19 protein-coding genes are annotated in these 23,146 nt (G+C 64.7%); 7 read left to right on the top strand and 12 right to left on the bottom strand.

Annotation, left to right across the window (positions count from 1 at the left end; genetic code table 11):
- The first annotated feature begins 232 nt into the window (after positions 1 to 232).
- Complete coding sequence (gene ilvD / locus ABIB24_RS11040) at positions 233 to 2,074, top strand: dihydroxy-acid dehydratase (protein ID WP_274078235.1); 1,842 nt, start codon at positions 233 to 235, stop codon at positions 2,072 to 2,074.
- A 173-nt stretch (positions 2,075 to 2,247) separates the two neighbouring features.
- Here the strand turns inward: ilvD and ABIB24_RS11035 are convergent, their stop codons facing one another.
- A complete protein-coding gene (locus ABIB24_RS11035; RefSeq protein ID WP_025340989.1) occupies positions 2,248 to 3,303 on the bottom strand; it encodes an HAD family hydrolase in 1,056 nt (351 codons plus the stop codon).
- Between the two features lie 244 nt (positions 3,304 to 3,547).
- Between ABIB24_RS11035 and ABIB24_RS11030 the strand changes: the two genes are divergently transcribed.
- The gene (locus ABIB24_RS11030; protein WP_025340990.1) at positions 3,548 to 4,939 is read left to right on the top strand and encodes an L-cystine transporter; all 1,392 of its coding nucleotides are present in this window, start codon (positions 3,548 to 3,550) and stop codon (positions 4,937 to 4,939) included.
- A 144-nt stretch (positions 4,940 to 5,083) separates the two neighbouring features.
- Positions 5,084 to 5,290 carry a hypothetical protein gene (locus ABIB24_RS11025; protein WP_085621818.1) on the top strand — a complete coding sequence of 69 codons (207 nt, stop codon included), beginning with the start codon at positions 5,084 to 5,086 and terminating at the stop codon, positions 5,288 to 5,290.
- Between the two features lie 44 nt (positions 5,291 to 5,334).
- On the opposite strand, the gene ABIB24_RS11020 is transcribed toward ABIB24_RS11025, so the two are convergent.
- A complete protein-coding gene (locus tag ABIB24_RS11020; protein ID WP_025340992.1) occupies positions 5,335 to 5,850 on the bottom strand; it encodes a dihydrofolate reductase in 516 nt (171 codons plus the stop codon).
- Positions 5,851 to 5,904: 54 nt separating this feature from the next.
- Between ABIB24_RS11020 and ABIB24_RS11015 the strand changes: the two genes are divergently transcribed.
- Together ABIB24_RS11015 and ABIB24_RS11010 are read left to right on the top strand one after the other, a co-directional pair.
- Positions 5,905 to 7,296 (top strand): DUF2868 domain-containing protein, encoded by a 1,392-nt coding sequence (locus tag ABIB24_RS11015; protein WP_274078236.1) that lies wholly within the window; start codon positions 5,905 to 5,907, stop codon positions 7,294 to 7,296.
- The gene (locus ABIB24_RS11010; protein WP_061550299.1) at positions 7,289 to 8,653 is read left to right on the top strand and encodes a GTPase/DUF3482 domain-containing protein; all 1,365 of its coding nucleotides are present in this window, start codon (positions 7,289 to 7,291) and stop codon (positions 8,651 to 8,653) included. Before ABIB24_RS11015 ends, ABIB24_RS11010 begins: the two co-directional genes overlap by 8 nt.
- Positions 8,654 to 8,778: 125 nt before the next feature.
- On the opposite strand, the gene ABIB24_RS11005 is transcribed toward ABIB24_RS11010, so the two are convergent.
- The 6 genes from ABIB24_RS11005 to ABIB24_RS10980 form a co-directional block, all read right to left on the bottom strand.
- Complete coding sequence (locus ABIB24_RS11005; RefSeq protein ID WP_025340995.1) at positions 8,779 to 9,327, bottom strand: phosphonate degradation HD-domain oxygenase; 549 nt, start codon at positions 9,325 to 9,327, stop codon at positions 8,779 to 8,781.
- Between the two features lie 114 nt (positions 9,328 to 9,441).
- Complete coding sequence (locus ABIB24_RS11000; protein ID WP_085592463.1) at positions 9,442 to 10,467, bottom strand: putative 2-aminoethylphosphonate ABC transporter substrate-binding protein; 1,026 nt, start codon at positions 10,465 to 10,467, stop codon at positions 9,442 to 9,444.
- Between the two features lie 18 nt (positions 10,468 to 10,485).
- Positions 10,486 to 12,210 carry a putative 2-aminoethylphosphonate ABC transporter permease subunit gene (locus ABIB24_RS10995; RefSeq protein WP_354316446.1) on the bottom strand — a complete coding sequence of 575 codons (1,725 nt, stop codon included), beginning with the start codon at positions 12,208 to 12,210 and terminating at the stop codon, positions 10,486 to 10,488.
- 1 nt (position 12,211) lies between these two features.
- On the bottom strand, positions 12,212 to 13,270 hold the full coding sequence (locus tag ABIB24_RS10990) for a putative 2-aminoethylphosphonate ABC transporter ATP-binding protein (RefSeq protein WP_354316445.1): 1,059 nt from the start codon (positions 13,268 to 13,270) through the stop codon (positions 12,212 to 12,214).
- A 219-nt stretch (positions 13,271 to 13,489) separates the two neighbouring features.
- The gene (locus ABIB24_RS10985; RefSeq protein ID WP_238067041.1) at positions 13,490 to 14,359 is read right to left on the bottom strand and encodes a LysR family transcriptional regulator; all 870 of its coding nucleotides are present in this window, start codon (positions 14,357 to 14,359) and stop codon (positions 13,490 to 13,492) included.
- A gap of 9 nt (positions 14,360 to 14,368) precedes the next feature.
- Positions 14,369 to 16,582 carry a heavy metal translocating P-type ATPase gene (locus ABIB24_RS10980; RefSeq protein ID WP_354316442.1) on the bottom strand — a complete coding sequence of 738 codons (2,214 nt, stop codon included), beginning with the start codon at positions 16,580 to 16,582 and terminating at the stop codon, positions 14,369 to 14,371.
- An 84-nt stretch (positions 16,583 to 16,666) separates the two neighbouring features.
- Here ABIB24_RS10980 and cadR point away from each other — a divergent pair, with 84 nt between their 5' ends.
- Positions 16,667 to 17,110, top strand: a complete 444-nt coding sequence (cadR, locus tag ABIB24_RS10975) for a cadmium resistance transcriptional regulator CadR (protein ID WP_015272183.1) — start codon at positions 16,667 to 16,669, stop codon at positions 17,108 to 17,110.
- A 117-nt stretch (positions 17,111 to 17,227) separates the two neighbouring features.
- On the opposite strand, the gene ABIB24_RS10970 is transcribed toward cadR, so the two are convergent.
- Genes ABIB24_RS10970 through ABIB24_RS10960 form a run of 3 tightly spaced genes read right to left on the bottom strand, consistent with a single transcriptional unit; the run spans position 17,228 to position 19,856 of the window.
- Positions 17,228 to 18,199: a thymidylate synthase gene (locus tag ABIB24_RS10970; protein ID WP_013974664.1), complete on the bottom strand. Its 972-nt coding sequence runs from the start codon at positions 18,197 to 18,199 to the stop codon at positions 17,228 to 17,230.
- A 51-nt stretch (positions 18,200 to 18,250) separates the two neighbouring features.
- Positions 18,251 to 19,057 carry a prolipoprotein diacylglyceryl transferase gene (lgt, locus tag ABIB24_RS10965; RefSeq protein WP_013974665.1) on the bottom strand — a complete coding sequence of 269 codons (807 nt, stop codon included), beginning with the start codon at positions 19,055 to 19,057 and terminating at the stop codon, positions 18,251 to 18,253.
- 16 nt (positions 19,058 to 19,073) lie between these two features.
- Entirely contained in the window at positions 19,074 to 19,856 is a 783-nt protein-coding gene (locus ABIB24_RS10960; RefSeq protein ID WP_274078239.1) for a sulfite exporter TauE/SafE family protein, read from the bottom strand.
- Positions 19,857 to 19,985: 129 nt separating this feature from the next.
- Here ABIB24_RS10960 and ABIB24_RS10955 point away from each other — a divergent pair, with 129 nt between their 5' ends.
- Positions 19,986 to 20,732, top strand: a complete 747-nt coding sequence (locus tag ABIB24_RS10955; protein WP_274078240.1) for an NRDE family protein — start codon at positions 19,986 to 19,988, stop codon at positions 20,730 to 20,732.
- A 134-nt stretch (positions 20,733 to 20,866) separates the two neighbouring features.
- Here the strand turns inward: ABIB24_RS10955 and ptsP are convergent, their stop codons facing one another.
- On the bottom strand, positions 20,867 to 23,146 hold the full coding sequence (gene ptsP / locus ABIB24_RS10950) for a phosphoenolpyruvate--protein phosphotransferase (protein WP_013974668.1): 2,280 nt from the start codon (positions 23,144 to 23,146) through the stop codon (positions 20,867 to 20,869).

Below are 23,146 nucleotides of genomic sequence, written 5' to 3'. Positions count from 1 at the left end.
GCAATCTCCCCGCCAGCTATCCACATCTGCATTCCCTCGCCGCGCCAGCGGTGTAGAATCGGCCTATTCATCGCCAGTCATCCCCGGCGGGTTTATGAGCTCTGCCCAAGCACGCGGCGATCCCGCGCGGTCTTCGGCCCCATCCGTGCCAGTGGCAACCGGCCTGCGGTACAAAGGACAAGAGAAGCTCACTCCCCTTTTTGTGACCTGATTAAGCCGCCAGGAGTGTTTCATGCCTGATTATCGTTCCAAGACTTCCACCCAAGGCCGCAACATGGCCGGCGCCCGTGCCCTGTGGCGCGCCACCGGGATGAAGGACGAAGATTTCAAGAAACCGATCATCGCCATCGCCAACTCGTTCACCCAGTTCGTCCCGGGTCACGTGCACCTGAAGGACCTGGGCCAGCTGGTCGCCCGCGAAATCGAACGCGCCGGTGGCGTGGCCAAGGAATTCAACACCATCGCGGTCGATGACGGCATCGCCATGGGCCACGACGGCATGCTCTACTCGCTGCCAAGCCGCGAGATCATCGCCGACGCCGTGGAGTACATGGTCAACGCCCACTGCGCCGACGCCATCGTGTGCATCTCCAACTGCGACAAGATCACCCCCGGCATGCTGATGGCCGCCCTGCGCCTGAACATCCCGGTAATCTTCGTCTCCGGCGGCCCGATGGAAGCCGGCAAGACCAAGCTGGCCAGCCACGGCCTGGACCTGGTCGACGCCATGGTCATTGCCGCCGACTCCTCGGCTTCCGACGAAAAAGTCGCCGAATACGAGCGCAGCGCCTGCCCGACTTGCGGTTCGTGCTCCGGCATGTTCACCGCCAACTCGATGAACTGCCTGACCGAAGCCCTGGGCCTGGCCCTGCCGGGCAACGGTTCGACCCTGGCCACCCACGCCGACCGCGAGCAGCTGTTCCTCACCGCCGGCCGCACCATCGTCGAGCTGTGCAAGCGCTACTACGGCGAGAACGATGAGTCGGTACTGCCGCGCAACATCGCCAACTTCAAGGCGTTCGAGAACGCCATGATGCTCGACATCGCCATGGGCGGCTCGACCAACACCATCCTGCACCTGCTGGCCGCCGCCCAGGAAGCCGAGGTGGCGTTCGACCTGCGCGACATCGACCGCCTGTCGCGCAAGGTGCCGCAGCTGTGCAAGGTTGCGCCGAACATCCAGAAATATCACATGGAAGACGTGCACCGTGCCGGCGGCATCTTCAGCATCCTCGGCTCGCTGGCCCGTGGCGGCCTGCTGCACACCGACCTGCCGACCGTGCACAGCTGCAGCATGGAAGAAGCCATCGCCAAGTGGGACATCACCCAGACCGATGACGAAGCCGTACACACCTTCTTCAAGGCCGGCCCTGCCGGCATCCCGACCCAGACGGCATTCAGCCAGTCGACCCGTTGGGAATCCCTGGATGACGACCGTGAGAACGGCTGCATCCGCAGTGTCGAGCACGCCTATTCGCAGGAAGGCGGCCTGGCCGTGCTGTACGGCAACATCGCGCTGGATGGCTGCGTGGTGAAAACCGCCGGTGTCGACGAGTCGATCCTGGTGTTCGAAGGCACCGCGAAGATCTTCGAAAGCCAGGACAGCGCCGTACGCGGCATCCTCGCCGACGAAGTGAAGGCCGGCGACATCGTGATCATCCGCTATGAAGGCCCGAAAGGTGGCCCGGGCATGCAGGAAATGCTGTACCCGACCTCGTACCTGAAGTCCAAGGGCCTGGGCAAGGCTTGCGCCTTGCTCACCGACGGCCGCTTCTCGGGCGGCACCTCGGGCCTGTCGATCGGCCATGCCTCGCCGGAAGCCGCCGCTGGCGGCGCCATCGGCCTGGTGCGCGACGGCGACAAGGTGCTGATCGACATCCCGAATCGTTCGATCAACCTGCAGGTCAGCGACGAAGAGCTGGCCGAGCGCCGTGTCGAGCAGGACAAGAAGGGCTGGAAACCGGCTGAAGTACGCCCACGCAAGGTGACCACCGCGCTGAAGGCCTATGCCCTGCTGGCGACCAGTGCCGACAAGGGCGCTGTGCGTAACAAGGCGATGCTGGAAGGGCTGTGAGGCTCTGACGGTATGAATGAAGAACCGGCGCCCTGGGCGCCGGTTTTTTATGCCTGTAAGGGCCCTTTCGCGGGTAAACCCGCTCCCACAGGTACAGTGCCTGGCTCAAAGGCTGCGGGGTCCTTGTGGGAGCGGGTTTACCCGCGAAGAGGCCAGCACAGGCACCACATGGCTTACTGAATCTGCTCCGGCGTCACGATCACCCAGTTCTTGTCCGCCGTCACCGGCAGCCCTTCCTTGGCCTGCGCCGCGGCATTCCTGGCAATCATCCCGTTCATCTGGTCCATGTACTTGGCCTTGCGGTTTATCCACAGGTGGATGCCGCCCTTGCCCACATCCACCCCATGAAACTGCATGTAGCCATCACTGGTCGGCGTATCGCCCCCCACCAGCACCGGTTTCTTCCACTCATCGATATAGGTCAGGATCGCCGCCTGCTTGCCTGCCATCCAGGTGGCCGGGGTCCACAGGTACGGGGTCAGCTCCAGCCCCACGTTGGCCTTGGCATCATAGTGCCCGGCGCTGATCTGCTTGCGCGCGGTGGTCAACTGGCCGCTAGCGCGGTCCTTCAGCAACAGGCTCACGCCAATCACATTCTGCGGCTTCACGTTGTAACCGTACTTGGGGTCCGACGCGACCATGCGCACCAGCTCCTCGGAAGCAGCGGAAATCACATAGACCTCGATACCGTTCTCCATCAGCTTGTTGTACAGCTCGGCCTGGCCCTTGAAGACCTTGGGCGGCTGTACCTCGATGGCCTTGACCTGGTCCCCTTCGTAATAGGTGGCCGGGATCGGTTTGCCGGAGGCCATCAGCTCATCCACCTGCACCTTCAGCTCCTGCAGGGTAAAGCCGGAGAACACCTGGGCCACCCACGGGTAGCAGACCATGTCGTCCACTTCGCACAGCCGGTAGTAGTAGCTGAACAGGCTTTCCTTGTGCTCGGCGGTGTCCTTGAACGGCATCAGCTTCAACGAGGGGTCGAGCTTGTCGCGGCTCAGCAGGCCCTTGTTTTCCATGAACGGCAGCAAGGCCTCTTCAAGGTCGTAGCGGTAGCTGGTGTTGTCCATGTCGAACACCGCGTAGTTACCCTTGTTGGCATTGGCGGCAATCATGCCGTCGAGCTGCCTGGCTGCCTCGGCGGGCCAGTGCTTGAGCTCGGTGGCGAAGGTTTCGATACTGAACAGCAGGGACAGGCCGATGGCGACGGCTTTCGGAGCGAACTTCATGTACGAATCTCCTGAAATGACCCAGAAACGCTAGTGCAACAATCCCCGCCGGCAGCCTTTGATAACGACCTCCATGCAGCTGCAAACGTCGTGTTCATTGCAATCCGCGACACGCCGTTATTCCATAAACGACTATGCACATTCCATTTGGGTATAAATTCGTTTGTTTTCAGCCTGTTAGCATTTCCGTTCGCAATCGCTCACAGAGGCGATGCCTCTTCTGCTTTTTTTTGCTGGAGCTTCAATGAACCTGCCGCTGTCCCTTAACCTGCTGGCGTTCCTGGCCCTGTTGCTGGGCCTGGCACAAACCCGCCGCACCGACTGGAGCCTGGCCAGGAAAGTATTGCTGGGCCTGGTGCTGGGCGTGGTGTTCGGCCTGATCCTGCATACCGTGTATGGCGCTGGCCACCCCGTACTCAAGGCCACCATCGCCTGGCTCGACCTGGTCGGCAACGGCTACGTCGGCCTGTTGCAGATGATCGTCATGCCGCTGATCTTCGCCTCGATCCTCAGTGCCGTGGCGCGCCTGCACAATGCCTCGTCACTGGGCCGCATCAGTGTGCTGAGCATTGGCACCCTGCTGCTGACCACTGCCATCGCCGCGTTGATCGGCATCGTCCTGACCAACCTGTTCGGCCTGAGCGCCGAAGGCCTGGTGGCCGGCGCGCAGGAAAGCGCGCGCATGCAGGTTATCCACAGCGACTACGCCGGCAAGGTCGCCGACCTCAACATCCCGCAACTGCTGCTGTCGTTCATCCCCAGCAACCCGGTAGGTGACCTGGCACGGGCCAAGCCGACCTCGATCATCAGCGTGGTGATCTTTGCCGTGTTCCTCGGCCTGGCCGCGCTGCAGCTGATCAAGGACGATGCCGAGAAAGGCGAACGCGCGCTGTCGGCCATCGACACCCTGCAGGCCTGGGTGATGCGCCTGGTGCGGGTGGTGATGAAGCTGACCCCGTATGGCGTGCTGGCGCTGATGACCAAGGTGGTGGCCAGCTCGAACATGGAAGACATCCTCAAGCTGGGCAGCTTCGTGGTGGTGTCGTACCTGGGCCTGGCGCTGATGTTCGTGGTGCACGGCGTTATCCTCGCCGCCACCGGCGTGAGCCCGCTGCGCTTCTTCCGCAAGGTGTGGCCGGTGCTGACCTTCGCCTTCACCAGCCGCTCCAGCGCCGCCAGCATTCCGCTGAACATCGAAGCGCAAACCCGCCGCCTGGGCGTACCGCAGTCGATTGCCAGCTTCAGCGCATCGTTCGGTACCACCATTGGCCAGAACGGCTGCGCCGGCCTCTATCCCGCCATGTTGGCGGTGATGGTGGCGCCGGCGGTGGGCATCGATACCTTCGACCCGCTGTGGATCGCCACCCTCGTGGCCATCGTCACCTTGAGTTCGGCAGGTGTTGCCGGCGTAGGTGGCGGTGCCACTTTCGCCGCGCTGATCGTGCTGCCGGCCATGGGCTTGCCGGTGGAGCTGGTGGCGTTGCTGATTTCGGTAGAGCCGCTGATCGACATGGGCCGCACGGCGTTGAACGTGAACGGTTCGATGACCGCAGGGGTGGTGACCAGCCAGCTGTTGAAAGAGACCGACAAGGAAGTGCTGGCTGGCGATGAACATGCCGAGTTGAGTCATTCCTGATAAGGAAGGGGTCGCTATGCGGCCCCAATATCCAGTAACGCAATGGCATGGGAAGCAAGCAATAGATGGCTATTGGCGTTGCTATACTGCTAGCCGGGCTAGCGAATACGCCGATGGAAAGGAACCACCATGCAGCAGTACGACATGACCCAGGCAGAAGCCGAAAAGATCCGAGTTGAGGTTGCCAAGATCCGCGTCGAAGTGGATAAGTTGATGGCCGAGACACGCAAGCTGAATGCTGAAGCCGGCAAAATGACCCGCGAAACCTTCTGGTACCCGGTTGCCATCGCCGTCGGTTTCGTCACCACGGTGGCTACTGTCACCGCATTGATCATCAAGCTGCTCACCTGAGCGCCCGTCCGGCCGGAAAGGGCTGCAAAGGAGCCCCGGCAATCTCAAACCTTGTCCCAGACCTCGAAGTGATACCCAGGCTTGCCTTCCTCAGCCTGCGCCTCGCTCGACACCAGCTTCCACTGCCCCCGATCGAACTCAGGGAACCACGCATCCCCTTCCGGCGACAACTCGACCCGCGTCAGGTACATGCGGCTGACCAGCCCTTTCTCCAGCGCCTGCCCATACAGCTGCGCCCCGCCAATCAGCATCAGCTCATCGACACCGGCCTCCCGCGCCCACTGCTCGGCCCGCACCAGCGCCTCTTCCAGCGAGCCGAACACCTCGGCCCCCGCCAGTTCCAGCCCTGCCTGCCGGCTGACGACGATATTCAACCGCCCGGGCAATGGCCTGCCCAGCGAGTCCCAGGTCTTGCGCCCCATGATGATCGGCTTGCCCAGGGTAGTGGCCTTGAAGTACTTGAAGTCCCCCGGCAGATGCCAGGGCATGGAGTTGTCGATGCCGATCACGCGGTTCTCGGCGTGAGCCGCGATCAGGCTGAGGGGGAGTGATGTATTCATGCCAGCGAGGATAGCACCGGGCGTGTGGGTTATGCTTCTGCCCTGACCTGTGCAATGGAAGACCTTGTGACCGCACCGACTTCACTGGACAAGCGCTGGCTCACCGAAGCGGTACGCCTGCGCGAGGAACATGCCGGCCCCCTGGAGGACCAGGAAGCCAACCGCCGCGCCCGCCAGGCAGGCGGTGACCTGGCGGCCCGCATCGAAACCCGTGCCCTGTTCTTGGCCGAATGCGACGGCATCAGCACCGCCCTGCGCCGCTGGAAACAGGGCGCAGGCCTGGCGCTGCTGGCCTTGCTGGCGCTGGCCGTGCTCAGCGGCGCAGGGTTGGCACTGGCCGCCCTGGGCAACGGGCAGCGCCCGGTGAATGTTTTCTGGGCGCTGGGCAGCCTGCTCGGGCTGAACCTGCTGATGCTGCTGGGCTGGGCCATCGGCTTTACCTTGAGCGGCGAGCATGGCGCGGGGCTGGGCCGCCTGTGGCTGTGGCTGAGCGAACGCTTTGCCCGTGACGCCAAGGCCGCACACCTGGCACCGGCGCTGCTGGTGCTGCTGCAACGCCAGCGCCTGAACCGCTGGCTGCTCGGCCTGCTGGTGCATGGCCTGTGGCTGCTGGCGATGGTCACCGCACTGGGCATGCTGCTGGCCTTGCTGGCGACCCGGCGCTATGGCTTTGTCTGGGAGACCACCCTGCTCGCCGCCGACCCGTTCATCCACCTGACCCAAGCCTTGGGCGCGCTGCCTTCGTTGCTGGGTTTCACGGTACCCGACGAGGCCATGATCCGCGCCAGCGGCGACAGCCAGCCGGCCCTGGACCTGGCGCGCCAGGCCTGGGCCAGCTGGCTGCTTGGCGTGGTGCTGGTGTACGGCCTGCTGCCGCGTCTGCTGTTGGCCGGGCTGTGCCTGTGGCGCTGGCGCCAAGGCCGCCAACGCCTGGCGCTGGACCTCAGCCTGCCCGGCTACGCGCAGCTGCGTGAAGCGCTGATGCCGCGCAGCGAACGCATCGGCGTCCAGGATGCCGCGCCCGAGGCCTTGCCGCAGTTTGCCGCTGGCCAGCTGGAAAGTGGCAGCAGCGGTGCCCTGCTGGTCGGCCTGGAGCTGGACGACCAGCCCCCCTGGCCGCCCGCCCTGCCGAAAAGCGTGACCAGTGCCGGTGTGCTCGACAGCCGCGAATCGCGCAACCGCCTGCTCGAACAGCTCAGCCGTTTTCCGCCGGCACGCCTGGCCATCGCTTGCGACCCGCGCCGTTCGCCCGACCGTGGCAGCCTGGCGCTGCTCGCCGAGCTGGCACGCAATGCCGGCGCCACCCGCATCTGGCTACTGCAGGCCGCACCGGGCGAGGCCCTGGACGCCCAGCGCCTGGGCGACTGGCACGAAGCCCTCGACCGCCTTGGCCTGGCGCATGCCGATACCTCGCCGCTGACCTGGCTGGAGCATGGCCATGACTGAGCCGCTGAAACTGGCCGTGGTCGGCCACACCAACGTCGGCAAGACCTCGCTGCTGCGCACCCTGACCCGTGACGTCGGCTTTGGCGAGGTTTCCCACCGCCCCAGCACCACCCGCCATGTGGAAGGTGCGCGGCTGTCGGTGGACGGCGAACCCTTGCTCGAGCTGTACGACACCCCGGGCCTGGAAGACGCCATCGCCCTGCTCGACTACCTCGAACGCCTGGAGCGCCCGGGCGAGCGCCTGGACGGCCCGGCCCGCCTCGAGCGCTTTCTGCAAGGCAGCGAGGCACGCCAGCGTTTCGAGCAAGAGGCCAAGGTGCTGCGCCAGCTGCTGGCCAGCAATGCCGGCTTGTATGTGATCGACGCCCGCGAACCGGTGCTGGCCAAATACCGCGACGAACTGGAAGTGCTGGCCAGCTGCGGCAAGCCGCTGCTACCGGTGCTCAACTTCGTCGCCAGCCACCAGCACCGCGAGCCGCAATGGCGTGAAGCCCTTGCCAGGCTTGGGCTTCACGCGTTGGTTCGGTTCGACAGCGTGGCCCCGCCAGAGGATGGCGAGCGCCGGTTGTACGAGAGCCTGGCCCTGCTGCTGGAAGACGCCCGCCCGGCCCTGCAGCGGCTGATCGACGACCAGCAGGCACAGCGCCTGGCGCGTCGGCACAGCGGCAAGCGCCTGATTGCCGAGCTGCTGCTGGACTGCGCCGCCTGCCGGCGCAGCGTCGAGGCCGAACCGGCTGCCGAAGCCCGGGCCATCGAGGCATTGCGGCAAGAGGTGCGCCAGCGCGAGCAGCGCTGTGTCGAGGCACTGCTCAAGCTGTATGCCTTCCGCCGCGAGGACGCCCATGCCAGCGACCTGCCGTTGCTGGATGGCCGTTGGGGCGATGACCTGTTCAATCCCGAAACCTTGAAGCTGCTGGGCGTGCGCTTGGGCAGTGGTGTGGCCGCCGGTGCTGCGGCGGGTGCCGGGGTGGACCTGCTGGTCGGCGGCCTGACACTGGGGGCTGCCGCCCTGGCCGGGGCGATTGCCGGCGGCGCGCTGCAGACGGCGCGCAACTATGGGTCGCGGTTGATGGGCAAGCTCAAGGGCAAGCGCGAACTGACGGTGGACGATACGGTGTTGCGCTTGTTGGCCTTGCGTCAGCAGCAATTGATGGTGGCGCTGGAAAACCGCGGGCATGCGGCGCAGGACAGCATTCGGCTGGGGGAGCTGGATGAGAAGGCCTGGCGGGAGGGCAAGTTGCCGGAGGCGCTGAGCAAGGCGCGGGCGCATCCGCAGTGGTCCACCCTCAACCCTGGGGCGAAGCTGAACCAGGCTGAGCGGCAGGAACAGCTAGAGGCGCTGGTTTCACAGTTTTGATCAAGCAGGTCTGGCCTCTTCGCGGGTAAACCCGCTCCCACAGGTATCTCACATTCCTTGAGATGTGCACTACTCCTGTGGGAGCGGGTTCACCCGCGAAGAGGCCCGCACAGGCAGCCCACATCTCAAAGTAAAGCCAAAGCCTTCCGCTTCAACCCATCCAGGTCAATCACCGCCACCCCGACCACTTTGGCCCGCTCATCCCACTCCCTCATCCGCAAGCTCACCTCGAACAGCGGATCCCGCTCGAACACATCCGCTTCGCCCTCGCTCATCACGCCCCCCTGATACTCCAGGGTCCGCCGGCTCGCTTCACTCAACCGCTGGTAATACCCAGGCTGGCGCAAAGTCAGGTAGCGCTTGGCCTCCACGTGATACTGCACCAGCCGCGCCATGCGTTCGCCGAAACCGCAGCGGCGTAAATACTCGGCGCCGATGCGCTCATGGCTGACCACGCCATAGCCGCCCATGCTCGCGTAACCGCCGCACAGGTGGCCGATGTCGTGGAAGAACGCCGCCAGCACCACTTCGTCGTCGAAGCCTTCGGCCATGGCCAGTTGCGCGGCCTGGGACATGTGTTCGAGCTGGGTGATGGCTTCGCCGATGTAGTCGTCACTGCCGTGGCGTTCGTACAGCGCGAAGGTGCTGTCGATGATCTGGGCTGGGGTGGGCATCACCGTCTTCTCCTGGCTTGATTGGGTGGTGGCTTCTTCGCAGCGCAAGGCTGCTCCTACAGGTTGTCGCCGACCTGTAGGAGCAGCCTTGTGCTGCGAAGAGGCCGGTGCAGGTTACTGCTGAGCCACCTTCTCCGACTTGCCGTCATAGCGCTTGCGCCACTCGGCCAGGATCTGGTCACGGTTCTTCGAGGCCCAGGCAAAGTCGTTCTTGATCAGGCGCTGTTCATAGTCCGCCGGCAGTTCGGTCTGCGGCTTGGCAATACCCGGTGCAGCCAGCACGGCGAAGTTCTCCTTGTACAGCTCCATGGCCGCCGGGCTTGCCGAGAAATCAGCCAGGCGCTTGGCCGCATCCGCTTTTGGCGAACCTTTGATCACCGCAGTCGCCTCGATCTCCCAGCCCAGGCCTTCCTTCGGCAGCACGATGTCCAGCGGCGCGCCCTGGCGCTTGAGCTGCACGGCCGGGTACTCGAACGAGATACCGATCGGGAATTCACCCGCTGCGGCAAGCTTGCACGGCTTGGAACCGGAATGAACGTACTGGCCGATGTTCTGGTGCAGTGCATCCATGTATGCCCAACCCTGCGGCTCGCCAAAGGTCTGCAACCAGGCACTGACATCCAGGAAGCCGGTGCCGGACGAAGCCGGGTTCGGCATGACGATCTTGCCCTTGTACTCGGGCTTGGTCAGGTCCTGCCAGCTCACCGGCTTGCTCAGGCCCTGCTTCTCGGCCTCGATGGTATTGAAGCAGATGGTCGCGGCCCACACGTCCATACCGACCCAGGCTGGAGGGTTGGCAGCATCGCGGTAATTGGCGGCAATCTTGCCCAGGTCCTTCGGTGCGTAGGCTTCGAGCATGCCGTTCTGGTCGAGGATGGCCAGGCTGGAAGCAGCCAGGCCCCACACTGCGTCGGCTTGCGGGCGGTCTTTCTCGGCCAGCAGCTTGGCGGTGATGATGCCGGTGGAGTCACGAACCCACTTGATCTCGATGTCCGGGTTGGCCTTCTCGAAGGCCTGCTTGTAGCTCTTCAGCTGTTCGGCTTCCAGGGCGGTGTAGACCGTCAGCTGGGTACCAGCGGCCGAAGCCTGCAGGCTGAACACGGCGGAAACGGCAGCGGCAAGTGCAAGGTGCTTGTACATGGGTAGGTTCCTTACAGGTCAGACGGTCGCGGCGCGTTGGCGCCAGGCTTGGGAGCGGCGCAGCAGGCCGCGTGAGGCTGCGGCCAGCAGCAGTGAAGCGCCGGCACTGGTCAGCAGGATCAGGGTGGACATGGCGGCGGCACCACCGACATTGCCGGCGTCATCCATGTTCAGCACGGCGACGGCAGCCAAGATGGTGTCGGGGCTGTACAGGAAGATCGCCGCCGACACGGTGGTCATCGCCGAGACGAACAGGTAGCGGATGATGTCCAGCAGCGCCGGCAGGCAGATCGGCACGGTCACCCGTAAGAAGTGCCTGTACAGCGGGGCCTTCAGCGACAGCGCGGCAGCCTCGAACTCGCCGTCTAGCTGGCGCAGGGCGGTGGTCGCGGTCATCTGCGCGGTGGTCAGGTAGTGGGCGATGGTGCACACCACCAGCAGCCCCATGCCGCCGTAGAACACATGCAGCGGGTTGCCGTTCAGGTTAAAGAAGAATACGTAGCCCAGGCCCAGCACCAGGCCCGGCACGGCCATGGGGATGAAGCTGAGCAGGCGCAGCGCCTGGTTGAGCAGGCGTTGGCCCTGGGTCTTCTCCATCAGGTAGGCGCCGGTGAAGATCACGATGCTGCCGATCAGCGCGGTGCCGATGGCCATGGTCACGCTGTTGCGGTAGGCCAGCCAGCCACCACCGGCGGTGTCCTCGAACCTGTAGTGACGCAGCGACAACGACAGGTTGTAGGGCCAGAACGTGACCAGCGACGAATACACCGCCATGCCGATCACCAGCAGCAATGCCGCGCACACCAGCAGCACGATCGCCAGGAAGCAGGCATCACGGCCCCGCGACGGCTTGGGCTCGAACACCTGGGCACGGCCGCTCATGGCCTCGCCCTGGCGCCGGCGCAGCCAGGCATCGACGGTAAAGCTGAACAGCGCCGGCAACAGCAGCACCATGCCGATCAACGCGCCGCGGCCGAACTGCTGCTGGCCGACCACCGCCTTGTAGGCTTCCAGCGCCAGCACCTGATAGTCGCCGCCGACCACGACCGGTACACCGAAGTCGGTGATGGTCAGGGTAAACACCAGGCAGAACGCTGCGAATACTGCCTGGCGCGTGGCCGGCCAGGTGATGCTGGTGAACGCTCGCCAAGGGCCGGCACCCATGCTGGACGCTGCGTCGAACAGGCGTGCATCGGCCAGCGACAGCGCCGACAGCAGGATCATCAGGGCATGCGGGAAGGTGTAGATGGCCTCGCCCAGCACAATGCCCCAGAAGCCATAGATGTTGTCGCTGAGCAACCCGCGCAGCAACCCCTGGTTACCGAACAGGTAGACCAGGGCGATGGCCGGCAGCATTGACGGCGCCAGCAGCGGCAGCAACGAAATCCCCCGCCACAGGTCTTTGCCCGGAATCAGCGTGCGTTGCAGGGCATAGGCGAACAGGTAGGCCAGCGGCACCACGATGGCTGCCACCGTGAAGGCCACCGACAGGCTGTTGCCCAGCAGCCAGTGGAAGTTTTCACTGGCGAACAGTTCGCGGGCCGCCAGCAGGCCGCCACCCTGGCCCGCTTCTGCGCTGAAGCCGCGCCAGAAGATCGCCAGCAGCGGCATCAGCACCGCCAGCACCAGAAGGATCAGCAGCAGGCTCTTGCCGCCGACGACGAACAACCGGTCGCCCAGGGCGACGCCAGCACGCGGCGTGGCCTTGGCCTGGCTCAGCGGCAGGGACATTGGCGCGGCCATCTCAGGCAAACACCTGCAGGCTCTGCGGCGGCAGCGCCACCCAGATGTCCTGCGAGCCCAGCCGCGGCATGGCCTCGGGAGCCAGCTCCGCCAGCAGTGCATGGCCAGGCAGCGCCTTGAGTTCGAAGCTCATGCGGCAGCGGTTACCGAGGAAGGTGATTTCACGGACCATGGCCGGGAACAGGTTTTCTTCGTGCACCGCCGGGTTGACCGTGATCGCCTCCGGGCGGCAGAACAGCCGGCCGCTACTGGGTCGGGCCGAACCTGGTGCCAGACGCATGTTCATGCCACCGACCTGGGCATGGCTGTCACTGCTGCGCTGGAACGGCAACCAGTTGCCCTGGCCGACGAACTCGGCAACGAACGGCGTGGCCGGCTGGTCGTAGATTTCCTGCGGGGTGGCGTACTGCTCGACCTGGCCGTTGTTCATCACCGCAATGCGGTCGGCCATCAACATGGCCTCGTCCTGGTTATGGGTGACCATCAGCGTGGTGATACCCAGCTGGCGCTGCAGCTGGCGCAGTTCGGTGCACAGGTGCTCGCGCACCCGGGCGTCCAGCGCCGACATCGGCTCGTCCAGCAGCAGCAACGACGGCGACGGTGCCAGCGCGCGGGCCAGTGCCACACGCTGCTGCTGGCCACCGGAAAGCTGACCGGGGTATTTCTTCTCGCTGCCGGCCAGGCCCACCAGTTCGAGCATTTCGGACACTCGCTGGCGAGCCTGCTCGCGGCCGCTGCCAGTCAGGCCATAGGCGATGTTGGCTTCGACGGTGAGGTTGGGGAACAGCGCGTAGGACTGGAACAGGATGCCGTAGTCACGGGCCTGGGGTGGCAGCTCCGAGATATCGCGCTCGCCGATGTACAACGTACCGCGGTCCTGGCGCTCCAGGCCGGCGATGCAGCGCAGCAGCGTGGTCTTGCCGCAGCCGGACGGCCCGAGCAGGCACACCAGTTCGCCGGCGGCGATGTCCAGCGAGACATCGTTCAGCGCCGTGAAGGCGCCGAAGCGCTTGTGGATGTTGCGCACTTTCATCTGTGCGCCGGGGGTGGTGTGGTTCATGGCAGGGCCTCATCGAAGAGATGGGGGCCATGCTAGGAAGGCTGTGCGAAGGTTCTGTGGCTTTAGGGCAAAAGCGGGTGATAGTGGTATAGGCAGATTTTGTAGTGGCCTGTGTTGGCCTCTTCGCGGGCACGCCCGCTCCCACAGGATCTTCACAAAATTCAAAACCTGCGCAGTATCTGTGGGAGCGGGCAAGCCCGCGAAGAGGCCAACACAGGTCTAGAACTGTGAACCGGCCACTTCCTGCGCCACCCCAAGGAAGGCCGCTGGCAACCGCGCCTGGCGCCGCTCCTTCAGGCAATACAGGTACTCATGCATCACCGGCGCGTTCTCCAGCGCCAGCACCCGCAACTCAGGGTTGTGCGGCACCTCGTGCCGGGCAATCACGCTGATGCCGATGTTGCGCAGCACCGCCTCACGGATAGACTCGCGGCTGCCAATCTCCAGCAACGCCCCGGCCTTCACCCCGGCCTCCTGCATCATCTGCTCGGTCAGCTTGCGTGTGGTCGAGCCCTTCTCGCGCATCAGCAGGCAATGGCCGGCCACCACGTCAATGGACACCGCCTGGCGGTGTGCCAACGGGTGGTTGCGATGCACCGCCACCACCAACGGGTCAGTCCCCAGCACCCGCCGCACCAGCCGCGCGTCTTCCAGCAGTTGCGACGAAGCGGCGATATCCACCCGGTAGTCCTCGAGCATCTCCAGCACCTGCTGCGAGTTGCCGATTTCCACCGCCACTTCCACCTGCGGCAGGCGTTCGCGGTAGATCTTCACCAGGTCGAGAATGTAGTAAGGCGCCGTGGCCGCGATGCGCAGGCTGCCCTGGGCCTGGCCGCTGTTGCGCAGCTCGAACTCGATGTCGGCCTCCTGCTGCAACAGTGCCTTGACCATCGGCAGCAGGCGCACGCCCTCCTCGCTCAGCACCAGGCGCCGCCCGCCGCGGTAGAACAGCTCCACCGCGTACTGGCTCTCCAGGTTGCGAATCTGCGTGGTCACCGTGGGCTGGCTGAGGCCGAGCTTCTTCGCCGCCAGGGTGATGCTGCCCAGGCGGGCCACCATGTAGAAGGCTTTAAGCTCCGAACTCAGCATGCACGTCCTCTATTTGCGCAACAGGCGCAAGCCGTTGAACACCACCAGCAGGCTCACGCCCATGTCGGCGAACACCGCCATCCACATGGTGGCCATGCCGGCAAAGGTGATCGCCAGGAATATCGCCTTGATGCCCAACGCCAGAACGATGTTCTGCATGAGGATCGCCGCACTTTGGCGCGACAGCCTGACGAAGGCCGGGATTTTCCGCAAGTCGTCGTCCATCAGCGCCACATCGGCGGTCTCGATGGCGGTGTCGGTACCGGCCGCCGCCATGGCAAAACCGATCTCGGCCCGAGCCAGCGCCGGGGCGTCGTTGATACCGTCACCGACCATGCCCACCCGATGGCCCTGGGCGTACAGCGTTTCGATGCTCTTGAGCTTGTCGGCAGGCAGCAGGTTGCCCTCGGCACGGTCGATGCCCACCACGGTGGCGATGGCCTGGGCGGTATGCGGATTGTCACCGGTCAGCATGACAGTCTTGATGCCCAGCTCGTGCAGCTCGGCGATGGCCTGGCGACTGCTTTCCTTGACCGTGTCGGCCACCGCGAACAGCGCCAACGGGCCGGAGCGGTCGAGCAGCAGCACCACGGTCTTGCCCTGGCGCTCCAGCGCATCCAGCTGGGCCTCGAGCTCGGGCGAGCACAGCCCCAGCTCCTCGACCAGACGGTGGTTACCCAAGTGGTAAACCTCACCCGCGATGGTACCGCGCACGCCGCGCCCGGCCAGGGCGACGAAGTCATCGACCTCGCTCAAGGCCAGGCCTTGCTCCTTGCCGAACTGGGCAATGGCGCGGGAAACCGGGTGGTCCGAACGCTCGCCCAGGCTGGCGGCCAGGGCTTGCGCGCGGCCTTCGAACAGCGGCTCCAGTACCTTGGCGTCGGTCTGCACCGGCTTGCCGTGGGTGATGGTGCCGGTCTTGTCCAGGGCCAGGAAGTCCAGCTGGCGCCCGCCTTCCAGGTACACGCCACCCTTGATCAGGATGCCCTTGCGCGCGGCGGCAGCCAGGCCGCTGACGATGGTCACCGGGGTCGAGATCACCAGGGCGCATGGGCAGGCCACCACCAGCAGCACCAGGGCGCGATAGACCCAGTCGAACCAGGCACCGGCCATGAACAGCGGCGGTATCACCGCAACGGCCAGGGCAATGGCAAACACCACCGGGGTGTAGATGCGCGAGAAGCGGTCGACGAAACGCTGGGTAGGCGCCCGCGCGCCTTGCGCTTCCTCGACGGCCTTGATGATCCGCGCCAGGGTCGATTGCCCGGCAGCAGCGGTAACGCGGAACTCCAGCGCCCCTGCCTGGTTGATGGTGCCGGCGAACAACTTGTCGCCCACGGCCTTCTCCACAGGCAGGCTTTCGCCGGTGATCGGCGCCTGATCGACGGTGGATTGCCCGCTGGTCACTTCACCGTCCAGGCCAATGCGTTCGCCGGGGCGCACCCGCACCAGGGCCCCGATGGCCACCTCCCGCACCTCCACTTCCAGCCATTGGCCATCGGCCTGGCGCACGGTGGCCATGTCCGGGGTGAGCTGCATCAGGCCGCCAATGGCGTTGCGCGCGCGGTCCAGCGAGCGGGCTTCGATCAGCTCGGCGACGGTGAACAGCACCATCACCATGGCCGCTTCCGGCCACTGGCCGATCAGCACCGCGCCAGTCACGGCAATGCTCATCAGCGCGTTGATGTTGAGGTTGCGGTTTTTCAGGGCGATCCAGCCCTTCTTGTAGGTACCCAGGCCACAGCCGAGGATCGCTGCCAGCGCCAGCGCCGCCACCACCCACTCCGGGGCCAGCGCGGCAAAGTGCACGATTTCAGCGGCGATCGCGGCAATGCCGGACAGCGCCAGCGGCCACCAGCGGGTCTTGACCACTTGTGGCGCGCTGGCGGTGCCCTCGTCTTCGGCGCCAAGCGGCTCGGCCTTCATGCCCAGGCTGTCGATGGCCTGCTCGATTTCAGCAGTGCCACCCAGGGTGTGGCGCACGCCAAGCACACGGTTGATCAGGTTGAATTCCAGCTGCTCGATACCGGCCAGCTTGCCCAGCTTGTCCTGGATCAGGGTCTGCTCGGTAGGGCAGTCCATGGCCTCGATGCGAAAACGGCTGAACTGGGCGTGGCTGCTGGCCTTTTCGCTCAGCTGGACCAAGGCTGGCGCAGCAGCGCTGCCACAGCAGCTGTGGGCGTGGTGATCGTGCTTGTGTTCGTGGCTGACAGGCTGGTTCATGGGGTCATCCTTAATTTGAGCCTGTTGCCAAGTGAACACCCTGTAGCCACTATAGGGTCAAGCCACTTGCTGGAGAATTTCGTGATGAAGATCGGAGAACTGGCCAAAGCCACCGACTGCGCCGTGGAAACCATCCGCTACTACGAGCGTGAACAGCTGCTGCCGGAGCCGGCGCGCAGCGACGGCAACTACCGGCTGTACACCCAGGCCCATGTCGAGCGGCTGACGTTCATCCGCAACTGCCGCACCCTGGACATGACCCTGGATGAAATCCGCAGCCTGCTACGCCTGCGCGACAGCCCCGATGATTCGTGCGGCAGCGTCAATGCGCTGATCGACGAGCATATCGAGCATGTGCAGGCACGGATCGATGGTCTGGTGGCGTTGCAGGAACAGCTGGTGGAGCTGCGGCGGCGCTGCAATGCGCAAGGGGCGGAATGCGCGATCTTGCAGCAACTGGAGACGAACGGGGCGGTATCGGTGCCGGAAACCGAGCATTCGCATGTGGGGCGAAGCCACGGGCATTAAGCCAAAAGCTTCGCGGGTAAACCCGCTCCCACAAGTACTGCACAGGCCTGAGCTTTGTGCGGTCCCTGTGGGAGCGGGTTTACCCGCGAAGAGGCCGGTACAGGCAATAGAGATCTGTCACACCGCCATCGGCGCCGTCATCGGCGCATGGTGCTCATACCCTTCCAGCCAGAAATCGCTCGGCTCGATCTTCTCCAGCCACTCCGGCTCGTACTTGCCCGTCTCGGCAAACGCCGGCACACGGTCGCTGATCACCAGCTTCGGCGCTTCCAGCGGCTCACGCTTGAGCTGCTCGTTGAGCATGTCCAGGTGGTTCTCATACACATGAGCGTCGCCGATGAAGTAGGTGAACCAGCGAGGGGTGTAGCCGGTCAGGCGGCCGAACAGCGACAGCAGCGCCGCGCCTTCGGTGAGGTTGAACGGCGTGCCCAGGCCCAGGTCGTTGGAGCGGATGTAGAGGGTCAGGGAAATCTCCCTGGTCTCCACATTCGGATGGAACTGGTACAGCAGGTGGCACGGCGGCAGGGCCATTTCGTCCAGCTGCGCGCAGTTCCAGCCGTGGAACAGGATACGGCGGCTGCCCGGGTCGTTGGCGATGGTGTCCAGGCACTGGCGCACCTGGTCGATGGCCTTGTACAGGATGACGAACGCGACGCCGTCCTCCTCGTCCTGGGCGATGCGGCGGAAGCCCGCCTTCTCGGCCATTTCGATGGCCGCCGGGTTGCTCAGCGGGATGCGCTTGTAGCCCGGCCACTGGCGCCATTGCACGCCGTAGATCTCGCCCAGGTCGTCATGGCCCTGACGGAACGGGTTGGCCAGCCACTGGGCGTTCTCGTTGGCGTTCTGGTCCCAGACCTTGCAGCCCAGTTCGCGGAATTCACCGGCGTTCTTCACGCCACGCAGGAAACCGACCATTTCGCCGATCGCCGACTTGAACGCCAGTTTGCGCGTGGTAATGGCCGGGAAGCCCTTCTGCAAGTCGAAACGCAGCATGGCGCCCGGCAGGCTGATGGTGCGAATGCCGGTGCGGTTGCCCTGCAGCGTGCCGTTGTCGATGACGTCGCGGACCAGGTCCAGATACTGTTTCATGGCTTACCTGTAGCAAAAACGGCAGGGGGATCGCCCCTGCCGTGGGATTAATCAGGCGGGTTTCGCCGTAGGCTTGCGATTATAAGCCCACCAGATCAGGCCAAGGCCAGCCAGGATCATCGGCACGCACAGAATCTGACCCATGGTCAGCCAGCCCCAGGCCAGGTAGCCAAGCTGGGCATCCGGCACGCGGACGAATTCGACGATGAAGCGGAAGATGCCGTAGAACAGCGCGAACATGCCGGATACCGCCATGGTCGGCCGCGGCTTGCGCGAGAACGCCCAGAGGATCAGGAACAGCGCCACACCTTCGAGTGCGAACTGGTACAGCTGCGATGGGTGACGCGGCAACTGCGCCGGGTCGCTGAACGGCGGGAAGACCATCGCCCATGGCACATCGGTGGCCTTGCCCCACAGCTCGGCGTTGATGAAGTTGCCGATGCGCCCGGCCCCCAGGCCGATCGGCACCAGCGGCGCGACGAAGTCCATCAGCTCGAAGAACGACTTGTTGTTGCGCTTGCCGAACCACAAGGCCGCCAGCATCACGCCGATGAAACCGCCGTGGAACGACATGCCACCCTTCCACACCTCGAAGATCAGCGTCGGATTGGCCAGGTAGGCGTGCAGGTCGTAGAACAGCACATAGCCCAGGCGACCACCGACGATCACACCCATCGACAGCCAGAACACCAGGTCGGAGAGCTTTTCGCGCGTCCAGGTGGGGTCGAAGCGGTTCAGCCGGCGCGAGGCGAGCAGCCAGGCACCGCCGATGCCGACCAGGTACATCAGGCCGTACCAATGGATTTTCAGCGGCCCGATGGCCACGGCCACGGGATCTATCTGCGGGTAAGGCAGCATGGAACTTCCTCTCGATTCAAATCAAAAAGCTGAGGCCGACACAGAACAGCAGGGCTGCGAACAGGCGTTTCAACAAACGTGGCGACAGCTTGTGCGCCAGGCGCGCGCCGAAGCGGGCGAAAAACATGCTGGTCACGGCAATGCCGAGCAGCGCCGGCAGGTACACGTAACCCAGGCTGTGGGCTGGCAGGTGCTCCTCGTGCCAACCCAGCAGAATGAAACTCAGGGCACTGGCCAAGGCAATCGGCAGGCCACAGGCCGAAGACGTGGCCACTGCCTGCTGCATGGGCAGGCTGCGCCAGGTCAGGAACGGCACGGTCAGCGAACCGCCGCCGATGCCGAAAATGGCCGAAGCCCAGCCGATCACCCCACCTGCACCGATCAGCGCGGGCTTGCCGGGGATGCCACGACTGGCCTTGGGCTTGAGGTCCAGGGCCATCTGCGCGGCGATGACCAGGGCGAACACACCGATGATCTTTTGCAGCAGTGGCCCCTGGATCAGCGAGGCGGTCTTGGCGCCGACACCGGCCCCGAGGAGGATGCCGAGGGTCATCCAGGCGAAGATCGGCCATTGCACCGCGCCCTTGCGATGGTGCTCGAGCACAGCGTTGATCGAGGTGAAGACGATGGTTGCCAGCGATGTACCGACAGCCAGGTGGGTCAGCACCGAGGCATCGAAACCTTGCAAGGTGAAGCTGAACACCAGCACCGGCACGATGATGATACCGCCGCCCACGCCGAACAGCCCGGCCAGCACACCGGCGCAGGCGCCCAACAGCAGATAGAGCACGAATTCCATTCGTCTTCCCCGAGAAAACAATGCGGCATGGTAACGGAAGCCGGGCTCGGGGCTCTAGTGAACAGTGTGTCAGGATGGATCCTCCCCGCCGCTGTGGGTACAGTGGCAAAAAACCCAGAGGCCCGACCGATGTGCCTGATCGTATTCGCCTGGCGGCCGGGGCATGCCCTGCCGCTGATCGTGGCGGCCAACCGCGATGAGTTCTATGCCCGCCCCACCCAGGCCCTGGCGGCCTGGGAGGATGCACCCGGGGTATATGCCGGGCGCGACCTGGAGGCCGGCGGCACCTGGCTGGGCGTCGGCCCGCAGGGGCGGTTCGCGGCGCTGACCAATATTCGCGACCCGGCGCAGGCTTTGGGGCCGCGCTCGCGGGGCGAGCTGGTGGCGGCGTATCTGCAGGGGGAGTTTGGGGTCGATGCCTATCTGGACCAGGTGGCCAGCCGCAGCAGGCAGTATTCAGGGTTCAACCTGTTGGTGGGCGATGGGCGACAGCTGGGCTATCTGCATGCCCGGGACGCGGCGCCGCGCTTGCTGGAGGCCGGGGTTTACGGGCTTTCCAATGCCGGGCTGGATACGCCTTGGCCGAAGCTGGTGAAGGCGCGCAGTGGGCTGGAAGGGTTACTGGAGACGCCAGAGCCACAGCGCTTGCTGGCGTTGCTGGCCGATGCCGAACCGGCGCCGGAGGGCGAGTTGCCGGAGACGGGCGTGGGGTTGGCGACCGAGAAGCTGCTGTCGAGTGTGTTCATTGCCAGCCAGAACTACGGGACTCGGGCGAGTACGGTGCTGATTGTGGATGATCAGGGCAAAAGGCGACTGATTGAACGCAGTTTCGGGCCCTTTGGTGGGCACTTGGGGGAAGTTGAGTTGCTGGTCTGATAATTTGATGTTGCTTGCTCCGGCCTCTTCGCGGGTAAACCCGCTCCCACAGGTACTGCGCCGCATCTGAAGGCTGCGCTGTACCTGTGGGAGCGGGTTTACCCGCGAAGAGGCCGGAACAGGCCACCTCACATTCAGAGGGTTTTATTGGCCCCAGGCCCGATCATCCGCGCCAACCCAAGGTTTTTCAGGGCCAGTTGCAGCGAGCTGTGGATAACCTGCGGGTTGTCATGGCTCAAGGCCTCCACCAGCAGCTCCTTGGCCTTGCTCATATTCACCTGACGCAGCATCCACTTCACCTTCGGCAGGTTGGTGGCGTTCATTGACAGGCTGTCGAAGCCCATGGCCATCAACAGGATCGCCGCTGCCGGGTCGCCGGCCATCTCACCGCAGATACTCACCGGCTTGCCTTCGCCATGGGCGTCGCGCACCACCGTGTTCAGCGCCTGCAACACCGCCGGGTGCAGGTAGTCGTACAGGTCGGCGACCCGCGGGTTGTTGCGGTCCACCGCCAGCAGGTACTGGGTCAGGTCGTTGGAACCGACCGACAGGAAGTCCACCTGCCGCGCCAGCTCCTTGGTCTGGTACACCGCCGCAGGAATTTCCACCATCACGCCAACCGGTGGCATCGGCACATCGGTGCCTTCGTCACGCACCTCGCCCCAGGCGCGGTGGATCAGGTGCAGCGCCTCTTCCAGCTCGTGGATGCCGGAAATCATCGGCAGCAGGATACGCAGGTTGTTCAGCCCCTCGCTGGCCTTGAGCATGGCGCGGGTCTGCACCAGGAAGATTTCCGGGTGGTCGAGGGTGACGCGAATGCCGCGCCAGCCGAGGAACGGGTTTTCTTCCTTGATCGGGAAGTACGACAGCGACTTGTCGCCACCGATGTCGAGGGTACGCATGGTCACCGGCAGCGGGTGGAAGGCCGCCAGCTGCTCGCGGTAGATGGCCAGCTGCTCTTTCTCGCTGGGGAAGCGCTGGTTGATCATGAACGGCACTTCGGTGCGGTACAGCCCCACCCCTTCGGCACCACGCTGCTGGGCACGGGCCACGTCGGCGAGCAAGCCGGTGTTGACCCACAGCGGCATGCGGTGGCCGTCCGGGGTAACGCACGGCAGTTCGCGCAGGGCATCCAGGCCCTGGGCCAGCTGGCGCTCCTCCTCGACCACGTCGCTGTACTGCTTGCGCAGCACTTCGCTGGGGTTGGTGAACACCTCGCCCTTGTAGCCGTCGACGATCATCTCGATGCCGTCGACCTTGGAATAAGGCAAATCGACCAGGCCCATCACCGTGGGGATACCCATGGCGCGAGCCAGGATGGCGACGTGGGAGTTGCCCGAGCCCAGTACCGAGACCAGGCCGACCAGCTTGCCTTCCGGCACTTCACCGAGCATCGCCGGGGTCAGCTCTTCACTGACCAAGATGGTGTTGTCGGCATACACCAGCGACTGCGCGCGGGCTTCCTGCAGGTAGGCCAGCAGGCGCCGGCCCAGGTCCTTGACGTCGGATGCGCGCTCGCGCAGGTAGTCATCGTCCATCAGCTCGAAGCGGTTGACGTGCTCGCCCACCACCTGGCGCAGTGCGCCCTGGGCCCACTGGCCGGTCTTGATGACCTCGGTCACCTCACCGCCCAGGGCCGCGTCTTCGAGCATCATCAGGTACACATCGAACAGTGCACGCTCCTCCGGGCGCAGCTGGGTGGCCAGCTTGGCCGACAGCTTGCGCATATCGTCGCGCACACCTTCGAGGGCGTTCTGGAACAGCTTCAGCTCGGCGTCGATGTCATCGACGGTCTTGTCCGGTACCACTTCCAGATCGGCTGGCGGCAGCATCACCACTGCGCGCCCCACGGCGGCGCCAGGCGAGCCCGGTACACCGACGAAGCGCGCTTCCTGGATACCTTTGCCCTGGCGGCCCAGGCCACGGATCGAGCCGGTGGCCTCGGCGTGGGCGATAACCCCTGCGAGCTGGGCGCTCATGGTGACCAGGAAGGCTTCTTCGCCCTCGTCGAACTGGCGGCGCTCCTTTTGCTGGATGACCAATACCCCGACCACGCGGCGGTGGTGGATGATCGGCGCACCGAGGAAGGAGGCGAATTTTTCCTCGCCGGTTTCGGCAAAGTAGCGGTAACGCGGGTGGTCGGCAGCGTTTTCCAGGTTCAGCGGCTCTTCCCGGGTACCGACCAGGCCGACCAGGCCTTCGTTGGGGGCCATGCTGACCTTGCCGATGGAGCGCTTGTTCAGGCCTTCGGTGGCCATCAGCACGAAGCGGTTGGTTTCCGGGTCGAGCAGGTAGACCGAGCAGACCTGGCTGCCCATGGCCTCCTTGACACGCAAGACAATGATCCCCAACGCCGACTTGAGATCTTTGGCGGAGTTTACTTCCTGGACGATCTTGCGCAGCGTATTGAGCAT

This window comes from Pseudomonas sp. UYEF17, from assembly GCF_040546125.1.
In the GTDB taxonomy this organism is placed as follows: Bacteria; Pseudomonadota; Gammaproteobacteria; order Pseudomonadales; family Pseudomonadaceae; genus Aquipseudomonas; species Aquipseudomonas putida_Z.
The sequence above is the reverse complement of the archived record's forward strand: the minus strand, read 5'-3'. Positions and strand labels throughout refer to the sequence as shown.

Bases quoted from the DNA above. Each gene is read 5' to 3' on its own strand.
- ilvD (WP_274078235.1), top strand. From the start codon at position 233: ATGCCTGATTATCGTTCCAAGACTTCCACCCAAGGCCGCAACATGGCC.
- ABIB24_RS11035 (WP_025340989.1), bottom strand. From the start codon at position 3,303: ATGAAGTTCGCTCCGAAAGCCGTCGCCATCGGCCTGTCCCTGCTGTTC.
- ABIB24_RS11030 (WP_025340990.1), top strand. From the start codon at position 3,548: ATGAACCTGCCGCTGTCCCTTAACCTGCTGGCGTTCCTGGCCCTGTTG.
- ABIB24_RS11025 (WP_085621818.1), top strand. From the start codon at position 5,084: ATGACCCAGGCAGAAGCCGAAAAGATCCGAGTTGAGGTTGCCAAGATC.
- ABIB24_RS11020 (WP_025340992.1), bottom strand. From the start codon at position 5,850: ATGAATACATCACTCCCCCTCAGCCTGATCGCGGCTCACGCCGAGAAC.
- ABIB24_RS11015 (WP_274078236.1), top strand. From the start codon at position 5,905: ATGGAAGACCTTGTGACCGCACCGACTTCACTGGACAAGCGCTGGCTC.
- ABIB24_RS11010 (WP_061550299.1), top strand. From the start codon at position 7,289: ATGACTGAGCCGCTGAAACTGGCCGTGGTCGGCCACACCAACGTCGGC.
- ABIB24_RS11005 (WP_025340995.1), bottom strand. From the start codon at position 9,327: ATGCCCACCCCAGCCCAGATCATCGACAGCACCTTCGCGCTGTACGAA.
- ABIB24_RS11000 (WP_085592463.1), bottom strand. From the start codon at position 10,467: ATGTACAAGCACCTTGCACTTGCCGCTGCCGTTTCCGCCGTGTTCAGC.
- ABIB24_RS10995 (WP_354316446.1), bottom strand. From the start codon at position 12,210: ATGGCCGCGCCAATGTCCCTGCCGCTGAGCCAGGCCAAGGCCACGCCG.
- ABIB24_RS10990 (WP_354316445.1), bottom strand. From the start codon at position 13,270: ATGAACCACACCACCCCCGGCGCACAGATGAAAGTGCGCAACATCCAC.
- ABIB24_RS10985 (WP_238067041.1), bottom strand. From the start codon at position 14,359: ATGCTGAGTTCGGAGCTTAAAGCCTTCTACATGGTGGCCCGCCTGGGC.
- ABIB24_RS10980 (WP_354316442.1), bottom strand. From the start codon at position 16,582: ATGAACCAGCCTGTCAGCCACGAACACAAGCACGATCACCACGCCCAC.
- cadR (WP_015272183.1), top strand. From the start codon at position 16,667: ATGAAGATCGGAGAACTGGCCAAAGCCACCGACTGCGCCGTGGAAACC.
- ABIB24_RS10970 (WP_013974664.1), bottom strand. From the start codon at position 18,199: ATGAAACAGTATCTGGACCTGGTCCGCGACGTCATCGACAACGGCACG.
- lgt (WP_013974665.1), bottom strand. From the start codon at position 19,057: ATGCTGCCTTACCCGCAGATAGATCCCGTGGCCGTGGCCATCGGGCCG.
- ABIB24_RS10960 (WP_274078239.1), bottom strand. From the start codon at position 19,856: ATGGAATTCGTGCTCTATCTGCTGTTGGGCGCCTGCGCCGGTGTGCTG.
- ABIB24_RS10955 (WP_274078240.1), top strand. From the start codon at position 19,986: ATGTGCCTGATCGTATTCGCCTGGCGGCCGGGGCATGCCCTGCCGCTG.
- ptsP (WP_013974668.1), bottom strand. From the start codon at position 23,146: ATGCTCAATACGCTGCGCAAGATCGTCCAGGAAGTAAACTCCGCCAAA.